This is a genomic window from Desulfovibrio ferrophilus (assembly GCF_003966735.1).
Classification (GTDB): Bacteria; Desulfobacterota; Desulfovibrionia; order Desulfovibrionales; family Desulfovibrionaceae; genus Desulfovibrio_Q; species Desulfovibrio_Q ferrophilus.
In genome coordinates, this window is sequence record NZ_AP017378.1 from 3,006,375 (window position 1) to 3,028,192 (window position 21,818).

The following is a 21,818-nucleotide window of genomic DNA, read 5'->3' on the forward strand; positions in this document are numbered from 1 at the left end:
GTGCCATCCGCGCAACTTTCCCTTTCCCCTGTGCAGGCAACTCGTTATGATTCCCGCCATGAAAGCCATACGAGCCAGAACCGTTGTCATGACGCCAGAGAAGGTGTTGGACGACGGTTTCATCATATTCGAGGATGGGCGCATCAAGGATGTCGGTCCATGGCGTGAGCTGTCGCGCTCGTGGTCCGGGCCTGTGGAGGATCTGGGGGAGGTCACCATCTGCGCCGGGGTCTTCAACATGCACGCCCACCTGGAGCTGTCTCACCTGCACGGCCAGACCGTCTCCGGTCAGGGCTTTACGCAGTGGGTCAAAAGTCTCATTGCCCTGCCCATGCAGGATGTGGAGGCCAAGGCTCTGGACGTCGCCGTGGCCCAGTTGACGGACAGTGGCACGGCCTGGGTGCTGGATATCACCAGCCGTAATCCTGCGGCGGTGGGCAATGCTCTGGAGCGGGCTGGCGTGGGTTATGGTCTGGGTGTCGAGTTTTTCGGGTTTCAAACTGCGGATGATCTGGTCTGGCCTGAGAGCACCAAGGAACTGTCCGAGGACCAGTGGCGCCACGTGAGTGCGGCGGGGCATGCCCTGTATTCCACCCATCCAGAAACCCTGCGCGCTGCCAAGGCCTGGTGCACTGCAAATGGGCGCGTTTTTCCCATGCATCTGGCCGAGCACACGGGCGAGACCGAGTTGCTGGCTGATGGCGGCGGTGAATTTGCGGATCTCTTGCGGGTGCGGGTGCTGCCCGATGATTTCATTGCGCCGGGTTGCGGCCCCGTGGAGTATGCCGATCGATTGGGGTTGCTGGACGAAGGAACGTTGGCTGTGCATTGCGTGCAGGTTTCCGAGGCCGATATTCAACGCTTGGCAGAGCGAGGGGCGAGCGTCTGTCTCTGCCCGCGTTCCAACCAGTTCATCGGCGTGGGCCGTGCACCCTGGAAAGCCATGCAGGATGCCGGACTCAATCTTTGTCTGGGTACGGACAGTCTGTCCTCCAATCATGACCTCAATGTTTGGAACGAGGCTGCTTATATTCTTGAAGAAAGTGGCGGTGAACTCGACTTCTCGGAGGTCTTGCGCTGGCTCACGGTGAATCCAGCCCGCTTTTTGGGCCTTGAAAACACGCACGGAACACTTGAATCCGGCAAGGTTGCAGGGTACAGCATAGTTCCAGACGGAATCGGGCGCTGAAATCTGTTCTGCGCACGCAATCGTCCGGCCCCGCCAACAGGCTGATTAGACCATCCATCAACTCCCACGAGGAAGCGTATGCACTGGGCGCACAAGGATTTGCTTGACGTCTCCGATCTCTCGACCGGCGACGTGGAGCGTATCTTCGAGGCCGCGGACTCTTTTCTGGAGATCAACCGCAGGCCCGTGAAAAAAGTTCCCACGCTCAAAGGCAGAAGCGTGGTCCTGTTCTTTGCCGAGCCAAGTACTCGGACCAAGACGTCCTTCGACATGGCCGCCAAGCGGCTCTCGGCAGACAGCTTTTCGCTGTCCAAGAGCATGAGCAGCCTGACCAAGGGCGAGAGCCTGAAGGATACGGTGCTCACCTTGCAGGCCATGAATCCCGATGCCATCGTCATGCGTCATGGCGTGAGCGGTGCGGCCCAGTTCATTGCCGAGCGGCTGAATTGCTCGGTGATCAATGCGGGCGACGGCTGGCACGCCCATCCCACCCAGGCGCTGCTGGATGCAGTGACCCTGCGCCGGGCCTGGAGTGGCGATTTCGGCGGCAAGACCCTGCTTATTCTTGGCGATATCGCCCACAGCCGGGTGGCGCGTTCCAATGTGAATCTGCTGACACGCCTGGGCGTGAATGTGCGCCTCTGTGCTCCCAGGACCCTGCTCCCCCCCAAGGTGGAAACCTGGCCGGTGGAGGTCTACTCCGACCTGAACAAGGCCGTGAAGGACGTGGACGCCGTGATGTGCCTGCGCCTGCAGCTGGAACGCCAGCAGGACGGGCTGCTCCCGAGCCTGCGCGAGTACTCCCGTGAATACGGGCTGGGCAAGCGGCATCTTCTGAACGCCCATGGCGGAGCCGTGGTCCTGCATCCCGGCCCCATCAACCGCGGCGTGGAGATCGCCTCCGAACTGGCGGACATGGGCGAGAGCCTGATTCTGGACCAGGTCGAGTCCGGCGTGGCCACGCGCATGGCGCTGCTGTTTTTGTTCCTGACCCGCAAAGACCAGGGAGGCGAGCGTGTCTAATCCCGATTTCGTGATTCGCGGCGCCAAGTGGCAGGGCGAGGCCATGGACCTGCTTGTGGCTGATGGCAAGATCATGGAGATGAGGCCCACGGGCGGCTCCATTGCCGAGGGCGTGGAAAAGATTCCTGCCAATGGCGCACTGTTGCTGCCTGCATTGACCGATGCCCATGTGCACCTGCGCGAGCCGGGCTTCGAGTGGAAGGAAGATATCGCCTCGGGCCTCTTGGCTGCGGCCCATGGTGGTTTTGCCAATATCATGTGCATGGCCAATACCGACCCGGTCAACGACGAGGTCAGTGTCACGGAGATGATGCTCGACAAGGCCCGTCTGGCCTGGCCCGATGGCCCGCGTCTGTTCCCCGTGGCTGGATTGACCAAGGGCTTGAAGGGCCAGCAGCTGACCAATCTGGCCGAGATGCATCGCGCCGGGTGCAAGGCTGCGTCCAACGACGGACTGCCCGTGCACAATACCGAATTGTTTCGTAATGCCGTGGAATACGCCGCCAACTGGGGCATGGTGGTCATCGATCATTGCGAGGACCCGGATATGGCCCCCGGAGCCGGAGTCAACGAGGGTGAACTCAGCTCGCGCCTGGGCCTGAAGGGTGCCCCCACTGCGGGTGAGGCCATTCAGGTGGCACGCGATATCCTGCTGGCCCAGTATCTGGATACCCCCATCCACGTGGCCCATGTTTCCTGCCGTCAGGCCGTGGAAATGCTGGCCGATGCCAAGCGTCGCGGGGTGCCCATTACCGCCGAGACCTGCCCGCATTATCTGCTGCTGACCGAAGACGCCGTGGAAGGCTACGACACTGCCGCCAAGGTCAATCCGCCGTTGCGGACCATGGATGATGTGTTGGCGATTCGTCAGGCCCTGAATGAGGGAGTCATTGATATTCTGGTCACGGACCATGCCCCCCATGCCGACCACGAAAAAGAAGTGCCCTTTGCCGAGGCCCCCTGTGGGATTTCCGGGTTGGATACAGCCTTGCCGCTGACCATGCGCATGGTGGACGAAGGCATCCTGGATATGGAGACCGCCATTCGTGCGTGGTGCCTGCGGCCCGCCGAGATTTTCGGACTGCCCTCCTGTGGCTTTGCTGCGGGTGACAGCGCTGATTTCGTGCTCTACGACCCAAGTGCTAGCTGGGAGGTCCGGCCCGAGCTGATGCGCTCCAAGGGCAAGAACACCCCGTTCATGGGGCAGACCATGCCCGGCAGGGTCAATGCCCTGTTTGTCGGCGGGCGCCGAATCGTTTGACGGTTGCCCCATCCATTCCTATAGTCGAAGATTCCTATGCACCGAATCCATATGGAGACGAATACATGAGTGACCCCTATAAAGAAGCTGTCAGCATCTGCAAAACCATCATGCGCAATGGCTACGACGCCTATGTCGTCAATGCCCGTATGCAGCATCTGGTGATGGAGGGCGGCGATGTCGAACTGGATATCGCCACTGACCTGGATTTCAAGGGCCTGGACAAGTTGTTCCCGGCCATCGAGCATTCCAAGGAACACCTGGCCATCGGCAAATTCGTCGAGGACGGTGTTTTGTTTCGGTTCTACCCCACGGATATCGAGGATGGTTCCCACCCCGAGGAATGCGTGGCCCGGATCACCCCGCGCCTGATGCGCAAGCTGGAAAGCACGGGTGAGATTCCGGCCAATCTGGCCTGCCCCTATATCCCCGAGAGCGAAGACCGCTACAAGGGCTTCGAGGATCTGGAAGGCGGTGAGGTCAAATTCAAGGGCATCCCCGACGATACCCTGCGCCGTGACTACCTGCGCGGCATTCGCGCCATGCGCTTTGCAGCCAACTTCGGCCTGCCCATCGAGCCCAATACCTGGACCGCCATCGTGCGTGGCTCCAAGCGGATGCTGGACTACATCGCCGTGTCCGACATTATGGACGAGTGGCGCAAGGTGGAAGCCGAGAACATGGCCGACTTCGTTCAGCTGCTGTTCGACTCCATGGTCCTGCATGGCCTGATCCCCGAAGTGGCAGCCCTGTCTCGTATCAAGCAAATGAAGAACGAGGATGAAGGCACCGAGGAAGAGACCGTGTTCGAGCATATGCTCAATGTCATGCGTTTCTACCCCGAGCATCTGCCCTATGACTGGATCGGGACCCTGTCCTGCATGTTCCACGATGTGGGCAAGCTCTATACCGCCGAATTTTTCGACGATCGCTGGACCTTCTACCAGCACCATCGCGTGGGCGCCAAGATTACCCGCAAGATCATGAATCGTCTGCGATTTGACCCTAACGATACTGATTTGATCTGCCACCTGGTGCGCCATCACAAGCGTTTCGGGTTCATGCTCACGGACAAGGGCATCCGTCGCTTCAAGGCGCTGGATGAGTACCCCCGCCTGATCGAGTTGGAGCGCGCTGGCGTCAAGGCACGTGGCGGCAACTACACCGAGTTCAACCACAACACCAAGATGCTGGAACGCGCCGATATCCCCGAGGATATGCTGGAGCCGCTCTTGAACGGCAACGAGATCATGGATTTCGCAGGCCTCAACCCCGGCCCCGCCGTGGGAATCATCCGCGATGCCTTGCTCCAGGCCCAGATTGCCGGAGAGGTGGGCACCGTGCCAGATGCCGTGGAGTTCTGCATACGCTACAAGGAACGCGAAGGTTTGTCATAGCGCAGGCTGTTGAAAAACAGCCATCTGCTTTGTTGCTGCGAGCCATTTGAAATCTCACGTATGGTTTCAATACGCATCGATTTCAAATGGCTCTTGCGCCTAGCATCTGTCCCTTTTTGAACAGCCTGAATAGGTTGGTTCATGTGTTTCAGAAAAGTTGAAGGCCTCGCGGATGTTGAATACGCGTCGGCCTTCATTTTTTTTGCGCCGCGTATCCTGCTGTTTATGGGCAGCTAAAACAGCAATAAATGAAAGGCGATAAATGTCCTGCATGGTCGTTTCGCATGATCGGGAAGGACGACAATCGAGTATCATTATCCTTAAACGCTTTACGATCATCGCGAGAAACGATACACACACTCCCCCGGCAGGGACTATTTGTTCTTTGCTGGAAGTCGATGTGAATCCTCTCCGGTGTCGTTCTCCCATGCAGTTGTTGACCATAGGGCGCATTATGTCGTCGGTCCCTGCTTCGGGTTTTACCGGGGTTAAACGATTATCCATCTTCGGCAAGCGCCGAAAGCGAAAGACCATGAAGAACCTGTGCAACATGAGCCTGGACCAGCTGCGTGACCTTGTCACCGGACTGGGAGAACCCGCCTACCGCGCTGAGCAGGTGTGGCAATGGGTGTGGGACAAGGGTGTGCAACGGATCGAGGAGATGACCAATCTCTCCAAGGATTTGCGGACCAAGCTCGCACAGGCCGGGGAAATCCGCTGGCCCGAGATCGCCGAGATCCTGGTCTCCTCGGACACCACCGTGAAGTTCATGTTGCGTCTGGATGACGGCGCCTTGGTGGAGACTGTTCTCATTCCCGAACGCACGCACACCACCCAGTGCCTGTCTACGCAGGTGGGCTGTGCCATGGGCTGCAGCTTCTGCTCCACTGGCGACATGGGCTTCACGCGCAATATGACCATGGCCGAAATCCTGGGCCAGGTACTGGTGGCTCGCCAGTATCTGAAGGACCAGGGCCGCGAGATCAAGGAACTCCGCAATCTCGTGTTCATGGGCATGGGCGAGCCCCTGTTAAATCTTGATGAACTGATGCGCAGCCTGGCTGTACTGAACAGCGAAACAGGCCTTGGGTTTTCTTCACGCAGGATCACCGTCTCCACGGTGGGGGTCCTCAAAGGATTGGAGGTGCTCGGAGATAGTGGGCTTGCTATGCTCGCCGTCTCGTTGCATGCGCCGACCCAACAGTTGCGTGAACAGATCATGCCCACGGCAGCCAAGGCCGTTCCCCTGGACGAGCTGATGCCCGTGCTGGACCGCTATCCCCTGCGGCCCCGCCAGCGCATCACCTACGAGTACATCATGCTCAAAGGGGTCAACGATAAGCCCGAGCATGCCAAGGGGCTGGTCCGACTACTGGGACAGCGCAAGGCCAAGGTCAATCTGATTGCCTACAATGCCGGCCCCGATGCCCCTTATCAGGCCCCGGCGCGTATGGAGATCCTGACGTTCGAGAAGATTCTGCACGTCAAGGGTCTGACCGCCACGATTCGCTCCAGCAAGGGACAGGATATCAGTGCCGCCTGCGGACAACTCAAGGCGGATTATATTCGAAGACAGCTTGAGGGCTGTGACCAAAAGGACACCAAGTAATGATACGACCCGATTTCGAGAAAATGGACGGATTGATCCCGGCCATCGCCCAGGATGCCGAGACTGGCGAAATCCTGATGATGGCCTATATGAATGAGCTGGCCTGGGACAAGACCCTGGAGACCGGCGAGGCCCATTACTGGAGCCGCTCCCGCCAGACCCTATGGCATAAGGGCGGTACGAGCGGCCATACCCAGAAGATCAAGTCCATTCGTATCGATTGTGACGACGACACGCTCGTGCTGTTGATTGACCAGATCGGCGGAGCCGCCTGTCACAAGGGCTATCGCTCCTGTTTTTTCCGTGAACTCAAGGATGGCGAGGTCAGTACCTGTTCGCCGCTCGTTTTCGATCCCAAGGAGGTCTACAAATAATGTCTGACACCAACGAACCGATCCTCAAATTCGGTATTCCCAAGGGCTCCCTTCAGGACGCCACCATCGCTCTTCTGGAAAAGGCTGGCTGGAAGATCCGCCAGTACCATCGCAACTACTTCCCGGATGTGAACGACAAGGAGCTCAAGATCTCCATGTGCCGCGCCCAGGAAATGTCGCGCTACGTCTCCGACGGCACCCTGGACCTGGGGCTGACCGGTAAGGACTGGATTCAGGAGAACGAGTCGGACGTGCACGTGGTCTCCGACCTGATCTATTCCAAGGTCTCCAACCGCACCGCGAGCTGGGTTCTGGCTGTTGCCGGTGATTCCCCCTACCAGCGTCCCGAAGACCTGGCTGGCAAGAAGATCTCCACCGAGCTGGTGGGCTGCACCAAGCGCTACTTCGAGAACGCGGGTATCCCCGTGGAAGTGGAATACTCCTGGGGCGCCACCGAGGCCAAGGTTGTTGAAGGCCTGTGCGACGGTATTGTGGAGGTCACCGAGACCGGAACCACCATCAAGGCTCACGGCCTGCGCATCATTGCCGAGCTGATGCAGACCAACACGCGCATGATCGCCAACAAGGAAGCCATGGCCGACCCCTGGAAAAAGAAGAAGATCGACCAGATCAACATGCTTCTGACCGGCGCTCTGGATGCCGAGTCCCTGGTGGGCCTGAAGATGAACGTGCCCGGTGACAAGATGGACGACATCATGGACGAGCTGCCCTCGGCCAACTCCCCGACCATCGCGCACCTGCACAACTCCGACTGGCTGTCCGTGGAAATCGTGGTCGCCCAGTCCATCGTGCGTGACCTGATTCCCAAGCTGCATGCCAAGGGTGCTCAGGCTATTATTGAGTTCACTCTCAATAAAGTGATTTAGTCTGTCTCTGAAAAACGACCGTTTGCGGCGTTGCTTCGAAACGTTGAAACTCTTGCGTATGTCCATATACGCGTCGAGCTTCAACGTTTCTCGCGCCTTGCATCCAGCCATTTTTGAGAGACCTTGAGTGAGAGGCTGAGAATCGAAAGCCGCTTTGCTCTCTTCATCCGTAAGGCTCGTTCTTCGCCAACGGCTGAAGGGCCCCCTGACTGCCGATGAACCACCTTGGATGAAAGGTCCGTCAGGAATCAGTTTCAAAACAACACACGCCACCAAGGGCCGTCTGGACAGTTTGTCCGGGCGGCCTTTTTCATGGTTCTGAAGCTTTCTTGAGCAATGCATGGATATCCCAACGATTCTGGCACGTATCTCAATGGAAGAAGGGGAAAGTATTGCAGGACCTTCCGCATGGTAGGCCCAGAGGCATTATTTTCCTACGTCCCACTTGAGGGGCGTTCAACCAATGGGAGGCAGAGATGTCCATATCAGGTGTTGAAGGCCAAGGTGCAATGTCCATGCAGGAGATCATGGACTTGATGGGCGGCGGCTCCGCGGAGTCTTCATCCGGGGCCGGATTCTCTTCGGAGATGACGGATAAACTCATGACAGAGTTCGATTCGGACGGGGACGGTTCCCTGAACGAGACGGAACTCGCCGCGCTCACAGAGAAGATGCAGGGCATGCAGGACATGATGGCATCCTTGGCTCAGGCCATGCGCGGTCAGCCAGGAGAGCAGGGTGAATCCGGCGACGAATCCAGCACGGAAGATGAAGAGGTGCCCGATGTCGCGGGCGCCTTCATGGAGTCCATGTTTGGCTCCGAGGAGTCCATTGACGAAGCCGATGCCAACGGCGACGGCATAGTTTCCGAGGACGAGTTGTCCGATTACCTTGGGGCTCAATTCGAGGAAATGCAGGCCCAGAAGGGAACCACTGGCAAGAGCCAGTCCCTGGGCCAGCAGTTGATGGATCAAGCCATGTCCGCCTATCAAGTGGCTGCCGATAGTTCGCTGTCCGACTCCGCGCTGTCCATGTTTGGAGGCAGTGATTCCACAAGTACCGCGAGCGTGAATGCCGTGGCTTGATGGAACGCCGGTGATATGACCAGCCCGGGCGTGATTGATAACCGGCTCCATGGTGGGGCCGGTTTTTTTGTGCTAGGTTGAGAGGTCTGAGAAGTTTGCGGTCGTGCGGATGATGATATTAAAGGGTTTGTTATTAGGAAATGTTACTAATAGAGTGACAAGCTGTTTGAACTGGGGTATACAGTTTTTCACGGCTCGCTCAGAGGCCGCATAAAAACACTAATTATTTCAGGAGAAATTATCATGGCAGATCGTAGCGGAATCATTACTCTTCATGGCAATGGACTGACCCTGGCCGGCAACGAGGTCAAGGTGGGGCAAGCGGCCCCGGACTTCACCGTGCTGGACAATGGCCTGGCCCCCAAGACCCTCGCCGACTACAAGGGCAAGGTGCTCATCCTGTCCGCCGTGCCATCTTTGGACACTCCCACCTGCGACATGGAAACCCGCCGCTTCAACACCGAAGCCGCAGCCCTTGGTGAAGATGTCGAGATTCTGACCTTCTCCATGGACCTGCCCTTTGCCCAGAAGCGTTGGTGCGGTGCCGCAGGTGTGGATCAGGTCGCGACTCTCTCCGACCACCGTGACGCCTCCTTTGGCGAGGCCTATGGCCTGATCATCAAGGAACTGCGTCTGCTTGCCCGCGCCGTGCTGGTCGTGGACAAGGCCGGGACCATCACCTACCTGGAGATCGTTTCCGAGGTGGGCGACGAGCCCAACTATGATGCCGCCATTGCTGCAGCCAAGGCCGCTTTGTAAGGAGAGCGCAAACGGTTGGGAATAGGCACTAGCTGCGTTAAGTGAAGCCTTTGCGAGTCTTCGAGCTTAGTCTTCACTTACGCCTTAGGTGCGCCGCGAGCCGATTCAAAACCTCGCGTATGTGATATACGCCACAGTCTTGATTGGCTCTTGCGTCTCGCATTCACCCATCCTCAGCCGCTTTACGCTTTGAGGCATATTGATGAAGTTCATGTTGAAGGCCCGTCTCCCAGTGATGCAGGGGGCGGGCCTTTTGTGTTGTTTGGTCTCATAACATATTGTCAAATATATCCTTTCCTGCCCTGTCTTGCCGCCCTGTGCCCTGCACTTAGTGTTTGTGATGGAAAAGTGTTGTGATATGTGAAGGCGAAGTGCCTTTCTATACTTTTCCAGGTGAGGAACCATGAGCGCTTCACCTCTCAACACCACTACCCGAGGCTTGGTAACGCAGATGCCAGCAACGCGAACACGATTTTTCTCCCTGGCGGCCGCCTTGGCTGTGTTTATGGGTTTGCTCGTTCTCGCGGGCTGCGATTCAGGCGATTCTAACGGCAACAAGGGCAAGCGTCCGGTTCCGGTGGAGGTTGCCCCCATCCGGCAGGGACATATCGAGCTCAAGCGCACCTTCAGTGGAACCCTGGAGGCTGCTGCGGAGTTCGTGGTCGCCCCCAAGGTGGATGGCCGGGTGGTGCGGCTGGAGGTTGATCTCGGCGATACGGTCACCCGAGGGCAGATCGTGGCCGAGTTGGACAGTCGCGAGCATTCCCAGGCCGTGCTGGAGGCGCAAGCCGAATTGGCTGTGGCCGAGGCGACTCATTTCGAAGCTCAAAGTGCCCTTGAAATTGCCTCGCGCGAGTTTCAGCGTATCGAAAAGCTGCGCAAAACCGGTGTGGTTTCGGCCTCGCAGCATGATTCCGCTCAGGCCGAACAGTTGGGCAAGCAGGCCGCATTGAAGGTGGCGGCCGCCCGCATGAGCAAGGCCGAAGCCTCTCTGGCCTCTGCTCGTATTCGTCTGAGCTACACCAAGGTCAGTGCCGAATGGAATTCAGGTGGTGAAGCCCGGGTGATTGCCCAGCGTTTTGTGGATGAGGGCGAGACTGTATCCGAAAACACCCCGCTTGTTTCCATCGTGGAACTTGATCCCATCACCGGGGTGATCCTGGTGACGGAAAAGGAATACGCACACATGGTTATTGGCCAGGAGGTGGCGATTGCTACTGATGCCTATCCCGGGCGTATCTTTACCGGTGCGATCAGCCGTATTGCTCCGGTCTTCAGCCGCTCCACCCGTCAGGCACGTGTGGAAATATCTACACCCAATCCCGATGGGCAGCTCAAGCCGGGCATGTTCATCCGTACCACGGTCATCATGCAGAGCCTGGATCAGGCCACCCTTGTGCCCGATCAGGCCCTGACCACGCGCGACAACCGCATCGGGGTATTCCTGCTGGACGAAGGTGCCGGGACAGTAACTTGGAAGGAAGTCACCGTCGGCATCCGTGAAGGCAATACTGCACAGGTCATGGGCCAGGACCTTGTTGGGCGTGTGGTGACCCTTGGTCAGCAGTTCATCCAGCACGGCTCGGCGGTAAAGGTTTCGGGCGAAGACTCTGCAACCCGCAACCAGCCTGAAGCCAGTGGCAAGGACACTGTGCAATGAATCTGCCCCAATTCTGCGTTCGCAGGCCCGTGCTTACGGCCATGGCGACTCTCATCGTCGTCACGGTGGGCATCTTTTCCCTGAGCCGATTGCGGGTGGATCTGCTTCCCGCCATCGAACTGCCTACGGTGAGTGTTCGCGTCAACTACGAAGGCGCCAGCCCCGAGGTCATGGAGCGGTTGGTCACTCAGGTGATCGAGGAAGTCGTGGCAACGGTTCCCGGCGTGGAGGAGATCACCTCCACCTCGTCCACGGGGCGCAGCGATATCCGCGTGCGTTTCTCTTGGGGGGTCTCCATCGATACCGCCGCCCTGGACGTCCGCGCCCGGTTGGAAGATGAGCTGAACGAATTGCCCGACGATGTGGAGCGCCCCTGGATTCGCAAATTCGATGTGGAGAGCTTCCCGGTGGTTATTCTGGGTATCAAGAGCGATCTTGACCCCGTGGAACTCACCGAGCTGATCGAGGTTCAGTTGCGCTACCGTTTTGCCCGTATTCCCGGCGTGGCGCAGGTGGATGTCTGGGGAGGGTTCAACCGCGAGGTCCGTGTGGAGCTGGACCCGGACCGGATCAAGGCCCTTGGCCTGCCCTTGGACGATGTGCTCGAAGCCATCGAGGATGCCAACCTGGACCTGCCTGCAGGAACTTTGGAGCATGGTCTTCAGGAGAGCACCCTCCGCGCACCAGCCGAGTTTATATCCCTGGACCAGATCCGCGACACGGTAATCGCCAAGCGCGAGGATGGGGACATCACCCTGGGGCAGGTGGCAGCGGTCAAGGATACTCATGAGAAGTTGACCCGCATCATTCGAGTGAATCAGGGCCGGGGTGTTCGTGTCGGCATCCGCAAGCAGGCCGATGCCAATACACTGGAAGTTGCCAGCGGGATCATGGCCGAGATCAAGGCCATCAACCACGATTATCCTCAGGTGCAGGTGGTCCCGGTCATCAACCAGGGCAACTTCATCGAGCGCTCCATCACCAATGTGGCCCATTCGGTGGCCTACGGCGGCATCCTTGCGGTACTGGTGCTGTTCTTCTTTTTGCGCAGCATTCAGAGCACGATCATCATCTCGCTGGCCATTCCCATTTCCATTGTGGCCACCTTCGCGCTCATCTTTTTCGGCGGATTCACCCTGAACCTGATGACCCTGGGCGGCTTGGCACTTGGCGTTGGCATGATCGTGGATAACTCCATTGTGGTTCTGGAGAACATCTTCAGGCGCATGAAAGAAGAGTCCTTGCCCGTGTCCCAAGCTGCGGTGGAGGGCGCGCGCGAGGTTGGCCCCGCCATTGTGGCCAGTACTTTGACCACGCTGGTTATCTTTTTGCCCCTTGCCTTTTTGCAGGGGGTCTCGGGTGTGCTGTTCAAGGAGATGGCCTATGTGATCATCTTTTCCCTGCTCTGTTCGCTGGTGCTGTCCTTAAGTCTGTTACCCACGGCGGCTTCGCGGCTCTTGAAGCCCCAGGTCCATGCTCCAGGCCGGGGCAAGGGTGGATTGGGGGCCGCAGTAGAGGCCTTTGGCGAGGTCTTGACGCGCCTGGATGCTGCCTACCGCGATCTGGTGAAATGGGCGCTTGGGCATCGCAAGACAGTGGTTTTTGGGGCGTGCCTGTTGCTGATGGCAAGCCTGCTGCTTCTGCCTCTGATTGGGCGCGAGTTCATGCCCCCCAGCGACGAGGGCGAGGTACGCATCACTGGCGAGATGGAGGTCGGCACCCGGCTTGGCGTGGTGGACGCACAGACCCGGTTCATGGAGAGCTTGATCTATCCCGCCGTGCCCGAGGCTGTTTCCTCCGTGGTCAGTGTGCAGTCCTCGGCGTCGCGCAAGGCCAGGTCCGAGGGCGAGATACGTCTGTCCCTGCTGCCTGCTGCCAAGCGCCACCGCTCCAATACCGAGATTGCCAAGGACCTGCGCCGTTTGCTGGAAGGCAACGTGCCGGGCATGAGAGTGCGGGTCCGTGCGCCGCAAGGCCAGTTTCTGCTGGATCGTCTTCTGGGTGGGGACGAGGGGCTGACCGTGGAGATTCGTGGTTTTGAACTGGGTGCTCTGGACGCCCTGGCCGGACAGGTTGCGCAGGACATCGCTGGAGTGTTGGGCATTTCGGATACCAAGACCAGTCAGGAGGCTGGCCTGCCTCAGCAGGAACTCCGCATTGATCGTGATAAGGCTGCGGATCTGGGCCTGTCCGTTCGCGATGTGTCCGAGCTGCTGGAAACCGCCGTGGCGGGTTCCAAGGCCGGGGAATATCGCCACGAGGGCAATTCCTACCGAATCTTCGTGAAGCTTGCGGACGCCGAACAGCGTAGCATGGATGAAATTCTGGATCTGACTCTGACCAGTGCCTCGGGCGAGCAGGTGGCCCTGCGAAACGTGGTTTCAGCCACCGCCAGCCGTGGTCCGGTCCTCATCACCCGCAAGGACCAGCAGCGTCAGGTGACGGTCCAGGCCAACGTCGCCGGCCGTGATTTAGGTTCCGTGGCCCGGGATGTTCAGGCCATTATTGACCGGATTCCCCGGCCTGTGGGCTATGAGCTGCGTATCGCCGGTAACTATGAGGAGCAGCAGAAGGCCTCGCGCGAGTTGGCGTTCTCGATGCTGCTGGCCCTTGGGTTGGTCTACATGGTTCTGGCCTGCCAGTATGAATCCCTGCGCGATCCTCTGGTGGTCATGCTCTCCGTGCCCTTTGCAGCCATCGGGGTCATCCTGACGCTGTTTCTTACGGGTACGACCTTGAACGTGCAGTCCTACATCGGCTGCGTGATGCTCGAGGGCATCGTGGTCAACAATGCCATCCTGCTGGTGGACCAGGCCGGTCGCCTGTTCAGCTCGGGCATGGGCCTTGAGGACTCGTTGACCGAGGCTGCCCGGCGACGGCTGCGGCCAATCATGATGACCACCCTGACGACGATCCTGGGCCTGTTGCCCCTTGCGCTGGGTATCGGTGAGGGCGCCGAAGCACAGGCGCCACTGGCCCGCGCAGTCATCGGCGGGCTCACGGCTTCGACCCTGATCACGTTGGTGCTCATCCCTGTGGTCTACGCCATCTTCCACGCCAAAGAGGCCGGGAATAGGCACTAGCTGCGTTAAGTGAAGCCTTTGCGAGTCTTCGAGCTTAGTCTTCACTTACGCCTTAGGTGCGCCGCGAGCCGATTCAAAACCTCGTGTATGTCTTGATCGACTCTTGCGTCTCGCATTCACCCATCCCTGACCTCTTTGGGGAGAAGAATCGGCGTGCGGGATGGACAGGGAATAAACGGCGGCGTTGTTCTGTTCTCGGGGAGGCGCTGCCCCGCACCCAGCTCAAGGGAATGATTCCCTTGAGAATCCTCATGATCAACGAGCCCGGCGCCGCATTGCGGTACCAGGCTCGTTGGTGTTGGGACACGATTCCCGTCTGGGTCGCGCTGTTTCTACGAGGTGTAGAACGAGATGAAGGAATAGCCCGAAATCTCCACATGCTTCACGTCGCGCGCATAGCCCGCGAAGAGCACCATGCCCAATTGGCGCAGGTCGTCGGGATTGGCGTTGATCAGCCCCTCGGGCAGGGCGAAGTTGTTGATGTCGTCCATCTGGCGCCCGCAGACAATCTCCGTGAAATAACCGTCCTCGCCGCGCGTGGTGCGCAGAGTCAGATAGCTATCGTCGAAGTCCTTGTGTTCCTCGGCCATGTGGCAGAACAGTTCCTCGCAGCACAGCGAGAGCATGTTGAACGAGCGCTTGGACAGGCCGAGACGGGAGCGCCCCGCCTCCAGCATGCGCTTCATCTCGCCCAAGGCCTCCATGCGGGCCGGGTAGGTTCCGCCGATGGAGCGCTTGGGCAGCAGCCAGGCCACCGCACTAAGCCCGAAGGCCGTGAACCCGCCCACGGCCACGCTGTTGTTCAATAGCGGCCCCAGGCTGTCGGGCACCAGTCCCGGGAAGTAGGTACCGCTCTGGGCCACCAGCCCCGCGGCCAGAGCCAGCCCGCAGATGATGCCGTGCTGGTTGCTCAGGCGGTTCATGGTCACCAGCCCGATGCCCGCGTGGAAGAGAAGCGCCACCATGACTACCAGGAAGCCGCCCATGACCGGTCCGGGCATGTCCAGGATGAAGGCCCCGGCCTTGGGCATGAAGGCCAGAACGAAGAGCAGCGCCGCGCCCATGATTCCCACCCGCCGCGAGGCCACGCCCGTCATCTCCACCAGGGGCAGGTTGTCGCAGTAGACCGAAGGCACGCTGGTGCCCATCAGCCCGGCCGCGACCTTGGAGAGCCCGTCGCAGTAGAGCCCGCTTTGAATCACGTTGTAGGATACGCGCCTGAAGTCGCGCTTGGAGATCTGCTGCACCAGCATCAGGTTGCCCGTGTTCTCGATGACGCTGATGAGCATGGCGATGCCGAAGGCGATGCCCAGCGGCACGTGCGCGCTTGAGAGGTCCAACTCCAACCCCGGCCAGGCCAGGGGCGGCAGCCCGAACCAGGGGGCCGCCGCGCAGTGCGTGAAATGAAGATGCCCCGTGGCCGCCGCCGCGCCATAGCCGCAGGCCATGGAGATGAGCGGTCCCCACATCTTGAGCAGCGCGTTGCCGAAGAGCATGCACAGGGTCATGGGCAGAGCCGTGGCCAGGCCGATGCCGAAGAGGATGCGGGTCTCGATGGGCGTGGCGTTGCCCCCGCCGCTCCACAGGTCCAGCGCGATGGGCACCATGGACACGGCGATGAGCAGGATCACCACCCCGCCCACGTCCGGGGTGATGATGTGCCGGAAGAAGCGGATGAAATAGGTGTAGAGGAAGACCAGCGGCACGGTCAGAAGCGTCATGGTGGCCAGGGTGGCGAAGCCGCCCATGCGCACCGCGTCCAGCGAGCAGATCAGAAACGCGCTGTAGGAGCCGGTGAACAGGATGAATCCCGCGCCGATGCCCAGCGTGCGCCGGCTTTGCAGATAGGTGAAGGCCGCGGCGATGAGGATCATTCCGAAACTCACGAATTGCATGGTCTCGGCGGGTACGCTCACGGTCTTGGCGATGACGTTGGGGATGAACAGGATGCCGTCGAAGATGATGGTCACGTGGACCAGTGCGAGCGCTGCGCACAGCGCCAGGGAAGGTTTTTCATCGACGCTGTAACGGAGGGAATCGCTTTTCATTCGGCTCTCTTGGAGGGTTCGTTCTGGGTGGAGTGGCTGTACAGACGAGACTGACATGTCTTTGTCTGGAGCATTGGACAAGTGCATGCTTCGCAAAGCGGCTGGGCACGCGCGCCAGCTTAGTCTTCACTTACGCCCTAGGTGCGCCGCGAGCCGATTCAAAGCCTCGCGTATGTTTAATGCGAGTCGGCCTTGATCGGCTCTTGCGCCTCGCTTTCTCCCATCCACAGCCGCTTTATGCTTTGAGGCATATTGATGAATTTCATGTTGAAGGCCCGTCTCCCAGTGATGCAGGGGGCGGGCCTTTGTGTTGTAGGAATACGGGGCTGGCAGTAAAAAACTGAATCTGAAAGCGGTGCTGCCTTGTTCTTCTTTTGCGCAGCACGGTCATCATCTCTCTGGCTATTCCCATCTGTATCGTAACGACCTTTGCACTCATCTTCTTCGGCGGGTTCACCCTGAACCTGATGACTTTGGATGGCTGGCCCTTGGGTTGGTCTACATGGTTCTGGCCTGCCAGTATGAATCCCTGCGCGATCCTCTGGTGGTCATGCTCTCCGTGCCCTTTGCAGCCATCGGGGTCATCCTGACGCTGTATCTCACGGGTACGACCTTGAACGTGCAGTCCTACATCGGCTGCGTGATGCTCGAGGGCATCGTGGTCAACAATGCCATCCTGCTGGTGGACCAGGCCGGTCGCCTGTTCAGCTCGGGCATGGGCCTTGAGGACTCGTTGACCGAGGCTGCCCGGCGACGGCTGAGGCCAATCATGATGACCACTCTGACAACGATCCTGGGCCTATTGCCCCTTGCGCTGGGTATCGGTGAGGGCGCCGAAGCACAGGCGCCACTGGCCCGCGCAGTCATCGGCGGACTCACGGCTTCGACCCTGATCACGTTGGTACTCATCCCTGTGGTCTACGCCATCTTCCATTCCAGAGAGAGCAAGGCTCGCCAGAAGGCGTAGGCCTCGCTGCCTGCCTTGGGGCAAATGCTGAGTCGGTCTTCCCGAAACATGGGAGAGATGCCCCCTGGGGATTATTCTCTTTGGGCTGCAACGCCCTGCGGTCCAGGCTTCGCCTGCGGTAGCAGGATGGTGAATCTTGCACCGCCTCCGGGGGCCGTTTCAGCCGTGATCTGGCCTTGATGGTTCTGGGTGATGATGAAGTAGGATACCGAAAGGCCTAGTCCCGTGCCTTCTCCCGGGGGCTTGGTGGTGAAGAATGGCTCGAACAATCGCTTACTCACCCCGTCCGGGAATCCTGGGCCATTGTCTTCGATCTCGATGCGGACCATCGGCCCATCGCTGCTGGTGCGCAGAGTGATGGTGGGTTCCTTGTCTGGGGTTGGTTCTCCGGCCATGGCCATAGCCGAATTCTTGAGCAGATTCAGGAACACCTGTTCGATTTCCTGAGCCGTCACGGTGATGGCGGGGAGGTTTGGTTCGTATTCTCTGTGGATATGTACGGCTTTGAAATCATATTGTTTTGCCAGATTATAATCGCTTTCTGCCAAGGCGATTGCATTGTCCAGAAGGTCGGGCACGGAGCACGGGGCAAGGCTTGAATCGCTGCTGCGGCTGAAGGCAAGCAGGTTGTTGATGATACCTGCAGCGCGCTGTCCGGAAGACTGGATGCCGTCCAGAAATCGATTGATGTCGCGATCGCGGAAATAGTCGTGCATGGCCTTGAGGTCCAGGCCAACATTTTGCGCTGCGTTCTGGTTGGCAGGTAGATCCTCCGCTGATCGGCGCTGGATGTTCTGCACGGATTGCAGAATGCCGCTCAAGGGGTTGTTTAGTTCGTGGGCCATGCCAGCGGCAAGCCCCCCAAGGGAGATCATTTTTTCGGTCTGGACGATAATCTGTTGCATTTGGACCTGTTCCGTAACGTCGTCGATACGGATGACAGCGCCTGTGATTCCCTCGTTTTTCAGCGGGAAAACGAAAATGTTGGCAATGCGTGAGGCATCGCCCAAAAGATTCTGCTGGGTCAGTTCCAGGGCCTCGCCATGGGTGACTGCCTGGGTGATGCTGTCCGTCAGTTCTTCCGGCAGGTGCAGGATGTCGGTCAGACGATACCCGAGTGCAAGTTTGGCTGGTGCCCCTGTGAGCATTTCCGCGGAACGATTCCATTGGGTGATCTGCATGTCCCTGTCGGTGCCGATGATGACCGACGGCATGGAATTGATGATGTTTTCCATGGAATTGCGCAGAGTGCGTAGTTCATGCTCGACACGTTTCTGGTGCGTGATGTTGGTATGCGTGCCGACCATGCGCAGGGCTCGACCGGTATGATCGTGGGCGACCACCTTGCCGCGCCCCAGAATCCAGCACCATCCGCCGTCTTTGGTGCGCATCCGGAACTCCATGGCAAAGTGGCCGATGCGGCCTTCAATGCAGTCTTTGCTGACCTCAAGCGAATGCTCCCTGTCGTCGGGGTGCATGTTGTCTTGCCAGGAGTTGATGTTGGTGAACCCTGCGTTGTCTTCATAGCCGAGCATGGCTGTGTAGCCGGGGCTGAAATAGACTTCGTCTGTTGTCAGGTCCCAGTCCCAGACGCCGTCGCGTACGGCACCCAGGGCAAAGGCCAGACGCTCCTGGCTGAGTCTGATGCTCTCCTTCTGGTCAAAGGATTGTTTGAGGTATTTGCTCAAGAGGGCAAATACCAACAGAGCTGTGACCAGAACATAAAACCAGCCTTTCCAGGTCTGGAGCATGGTGTAGGTGTCGTGATTCGTGACTAGCAGATCAAGCGCCTTGTCGGACAGCAGAATCCACAGTCCGCCGACCAGGGCATAGATGGATGCTGATTTGAGGGCGGGGATGACCCACTGTCGATTACCGTAATTCATTGTCAGGCGTTGCTCCTGCTTTCGCTGATTGAAGAGATTCTATTCTATCTGAGAACAAAGGGGGGCTCCAGAAAAATGAAATAAAAGGTGTTCCATGCTTGTATCATTGAGCACAGGCATGGCGGCAGAGGAATGAGGGTCTGGGAGGGCGCAAGGGGGAATGGCATGCGCGTATCTGTCGGTTTCTGGCCTTCGTATTGGCCAGAGTTACTCATGAGTGAAATATCTGGCAGCGATCATCTCAATGGTCCCATCCGAGATCATCTCAGCGAGGATTGCATTGAAATCATTCATTCTCCGCAGGTAGGGAGAGTTCCGTGAAATGCCGATGTACAGATGGATGGGGACATCGGGTTTGTAGGCGATGGGTTCAACCTTGTCCCCGAGGCCCATGGACTGGATGTCGTGGGTGATTTGACAGTCCGTTCCGATGATCACCCCCAGTCTTCCGCTGACCAGCATGCGCAGCATTGTTTTTTCATCGGTCAGGTCCTGCTTGGATAACGTCGTGTCGTTGTCGAATTGGTCAAAGTATTTGGATGCCCGGACATAGCCGACTTCATGCCCTTGAAGGTCCGCGTAGGATTGGATGGTCTGGCCCATACCCTTTTGGGTGTAGAATGTAGGGTGGCATGTATAATAAGGGGGCGTCGTGTAGGCGATGAAAGTTTCCCTGTCGGGAGTTTTGGCCAGACCGGTCATGAAGTCCGATTCGCCCGATTTGAGGTTGGTCAGGCATCTTGCCCAGGGATAGCGGATGAACTCGAATTTTAGCCCCATCCTGTTACCGATCTCTTCCATCAACTCGACATCAAGACCGATAATGTCCCCACTAGCAGTAGTCATTCGGAATGGTGGCCAGTAATCCGTGGCCACTTCGATGGACTCCGCCTGCGCCGAGACTGGAAGAAGAGTATAGACCAACGCAATGAAGAAAGTGAGTGCGGTACATTTGAGTGACTGCATCGTGCGTCCTGTTGCTAATGTATTTCCCTTAATTATTCCCCATCAGTTCTCTTCTCTACTCCCGTCCATAGAGCCTGGTCAGTTCCCTGAGTCGTTCGCAAATCTCTGGGGTCAGGCTGCCGTCCTTCATGCGCCAGTGCCAGTTGCCTTTCAGGTTGCCCGGGCGGTTCATGCGTGCCTCGGCTCCGAGGCCGAGGAGGTCCTGCACGGGGATCACGGCAAGGCGTGCGGGTGAGCCAAGGGCCATGCGGATCAGTGCCCAATGCAGGTCTTCGGAGTTCAGGGAGTGCCCGATGTATTGGACCAGGCGGTCGCGGGTCTCGGCATCGGCTTCCTCGTCGTACCAGGCCTGTACGGGGTTGTTGTCGTGGGTACCGGTATAGACCAGCGAGAATGGCTCGATATTGTGCGGGGCATAGGGGTTGGTGGGCAGATCATCGCCAAAGGCAAAGAGCAGGATCTTCATGCCCGGCAGGTTATAGGCGCGCATGGTCTCGCGCACATCCGGGGTGATGACGCCCAGGTCCTCGGCAATGAGTGGCAGACTGGGGCGCGAGGCATACAGCGTGTCCAGGAACTTGCACACTGGCGCCTCCACCCACTCGCCGTTCATGGCGGTGCTTTCTCCAGCCGGGACCTCCCAGAAGGCGATCAGTCCGCGGAAATGGTCGATGCGCAGGAAGTCGAACAGATCCAGGTTGCGGTGGATGCGGCGGAGCCACCACTTGAATTCTTCTTTTTCATGCTCGTCCCAATCGTAGATGGGGCTTTCCCAGAGCTGGCCCGTGGCACTGAAATAATCCGGAGGTACGCCAGCGACCACGGTGGGTTTCAGGTCCTCGTCGAGCTTCCAGAGGTTGGGATTGGCCCAGAGGTCGGCGCTTTCCATATCCACATAGATGGGCATGTCACCGAACAGCGAGATGCGACGTTTGGCACAATAGGCCCGCAGCGATTCCCATTGGTTGTCAAAGACCCATTGCAGGAACTTGGCGCGTTGGATTTCTTCGCCCAGGTCGAGGCCTGCGCGGACCAGCGCCTCGGGGTTGCGGTCACGAAGCGGCTCGGGCCAACTGGTCCAGGGCATGTTGGCGTAGCGCTGGCGCAGGGCCGAGAACAGGGCGTAGTCGTCCAGCCAATGATGATTCCGGGTGCAGAAGCGTTGAAAATCCGGCTCGTCGTCCGGCTCAAAGGCATTGAAAGCCTTGTTCAGCAGCGGCTCCTTCCAAGCCGTGACTGCCGCAAAATCCACGGAGTCTTCAGGGAAGATCGGGGGCGCGGCAATGTCCTCGGGCGTGAGCCAACCGGCCTCCAGCAGGAATTCCAGGCTGATGAGCAGAGGATTGCCCGCAAAGGCGCTGATGGAATGATAAGGGTCGTTGTGTGTGGAGAGTGAAGTGGGCGTCAGCGGCAGAATCTGCCAGATGCGCTGCCCCGTCTGTTCCAGGAAGTCCGCAAACTCATAGGCTTCCGGCCCCAGCCCGCCAATGCCGTGGGCCGAGGGCAGGCTGGTTAAATGCAATAGGATTCCGGCAGATCTGAGTTCAAGCATTGTTCATTCCTTATCGGCCACTGATGAACGGCCGTCTGCGGTGTTGCTGCGAGATATTTCAAACCCTCGCGT

The 21,818-nt window shown here is 58.7% G+C and carries 16 protein-coding genes; 12 read left to right on the top strand and 4 right to left on the bottom strand.

Going from position 1 to position 21,818, the window contains the following annotated elements; all coding sequences use genetic code 11:
• The first annotated feature begins 58 nt into the window (after positions 1-58).
• The 11 genes from EL361_RS13780 to EL361_RS13830 all read left to right on the top strand — a co-directional run bounded on the left by EL361_RS13780 (position 59) and on the right by EL361_RS13830 (position 14,327).
• Positions 59-1,189: an amidohydrolase family protein gene (locus EL361_RS13780; protein ID WP_172961764.1), complete on the top strand. Its 1,131-nt coding sequence runs from the start codon at positions 59-61 to the stop codon at positions 1,187-1,189.
• 78 nt (positions 1,190-1,267) lie between these two features.
• Positions 1,268-2,212, top strand: a complete 945-nt coding sequence (locus tag EL361_RS13785) for an aspartate carbamoyltransferase catalytic subunit (RefSeq protein ID WP_126380500.1) — start codon at positions 1,268-1,270, stop codon at positions 2,210-2,212.
• Positions 2,205-3,473 (top strand): dihydroorotase, encoded by a 1,269-nt coding sequence (locus EL361_RS13790; protein WP_232034790.1) that lies wholly within the window; start codon positions 2,205-2,207, stop codon positions 3,471-3,473. Before EL361_RS13785 ends, EL361_RS13790 begins: the two co-directional genes overlap by 8 nt.
• Positions 3,474-3,538: 65 nt before the next feature.
• A complete protein-coding gene (locus tag EL361_RS13795) occupies positions 3,539-4,870 on the top strand; it encodes an HD domain-containing protein (protein WP_126380502.1) in 1,332 nt (443 codons plus the stop codon).
• 532 nt (positions 4,871-5,402) lie between these two features.
• On the top strand, positions 5,403-6,479 hold the full coding sequence (gene rlmN, locus EL361_RS13800) for a dual-specificity RNA methyltransferase RlmN (RefSeq protein WP_126381500.1): 1,077 nt from the start codon (positions 5,403-5,405) through the stop codon (positions 6,477-6,479).
• Positions 6,479-6,853, top strand: a complete 375-nt coding sequence (gene hisI, locus EL361_RS13805; RefSeq protein WP_126380504.1) for a phosphoribosyl-AMP cyclohydrolase — start codon at positions 6,479-6,481, stop codon at positions 6,851-6,853. Before rlmN ends, hisI begins: the two co-directional genes overlap by 1 nt.
• The gene (hisG, locus tag EL361_RS13810) at positions 6,853-7,740 is read left to right on the top strand and encodes an ATP phosphoribosyltransferase (protein ID WP_126380506.1); all 888 of its coding nucleotides are present in this window, start codon (positions 6,853-6,855) and stop codon (positions 7,738-7,740) included. The genes hisI and hisG overlap by 1 nt, the downstream gene beginning before the upstream one ends.
• 476 nt (positions 7,741-8,216) lie before the next feature.
• A complete protein-coding gene (locus tag EL361_RS13815) occupies positions 8,217-8,825 on the top strand; it encodes an EF-hand domain-containing protein (protein WP_126380508.1) in 609 nt (202 codons plus the stop codon).
• A gap of 243 nt (positions 8,826-9,068) precedes the next feature.
• Positions 9,069-9,584 carry a thiol peroxidase gene (tpx, locus tag EL361_RS13820; RefSeq protein WP_126380510.1) on the top strand — a complete coding sequence of 172 codons (516 nt, stop codon included), beginning with the start codon at positions 9,069-9,071 and terminating at the stop codon, positions 9,582-9,584.
• A gap of 403 nt (positions 9,585-9,987) precedes the next feature.
• Positions 9,988-11,244 (top strand): efflux RND transporter periplasmic adaptor subunit, encoded by a 1,257-nt coding sequence (locus EL361_RS13825; protein WP_126380512.1) that lies wholly within the window; start codon positions 9,988-9,990, stop codon positions 11,242-11,244.
• Positions 11,241-14,327: an efflux RND transporter permease subunit gene (locus tag EL361_RS13830; RefSeq protein ID WP_126380514.1), complete on the top strand. Its 3,087-nt coding sequence runs from the start codon at positions 11,241-11,243 to the stop codon at positions 14,325-14,327. The genes EL361_RS13825 and EL361_RS13830 overlap by 4 nt, the downstream gene beginning before the upstream one ends.
• A 332-nt stretch (positions 14,328-14,659) precedes the next feature.
• Here the strand turns inward: EL361_RS13830 and EL361_RS13835 are convergent, their stop codons facing one another.
• The gene (locus tag EL361_RS13835; protein ID WP_172961765.1) at positions 14,660-16,375 is read right to left on the bottom strand and encodes a uracil-xanthine permease family protein; all 1,716 of its coding nucleotides are present in this window, start codon (positions 16,373-16,375) and stop codon (positions 14,660-14,662) included.
• A 502-nt stretch (positions 16,376-16,877) separates the two neighbouring features.
• On the opposite strand from EL361_RS13835, the gene EL361_RS13840 reads away from it, so the two are divergent.
• Positions 16,878-17,342, top strand: coding sequence for an efflux RND transporter permease subunit (locus EL361_RS13840; protein WP_197723439.1), 465 nt, complete (start codon positions 16,878-16,880; stop codon positions 17,340-17,342).
• 71 nt (positions 17,343-17,413) lie between these two features.
• Here EL361_RS13840 and EL361_RS13845 read toward each other — a convergent pair whose 3' ends face one another.
• The 3 genes from EL361_RS13845 to malQ form a co-directional block, all read right to left on the bottom strand.
• A complete protein-coding gene (locus tag EL361_RS13845) occupies positions 17,414-19,228 on the bottom strand; it encodes a PAS domain-containing sensor histidine kinase (protein ID WP_126380518.1) in 1,815 nt (604 codons plus the stop codon).
• Between the two features lie 207 nt (positions 19,229-19,435).
• Positions 19,436-20,194 carry a substrate-binding periplasmic protein gene (locus EL361_RS13850; protein ID WP_126380521.1) on the bottom strand — a complete coding sequence of 253 codons (759 nt, stop codon included), beginning with the start codon at positions 20,192-20,194 and terminating at the stop codon, positions 19,436-19,438.
• 55 nt (positions 20,195-20,249) lie between these two features.
• A complete protein-coding gene (gene malQ, locus EL361_RS13855; protein WP_126380523.1) occupies positions 20,250-21,746 on the bottom strand; it encodes a 4-alpha-glucanotransferase in 1,497 nt (498 codons plus the stop codon).
• Positions 21,747-21,818: the final 72 nt, after the last annotated feature.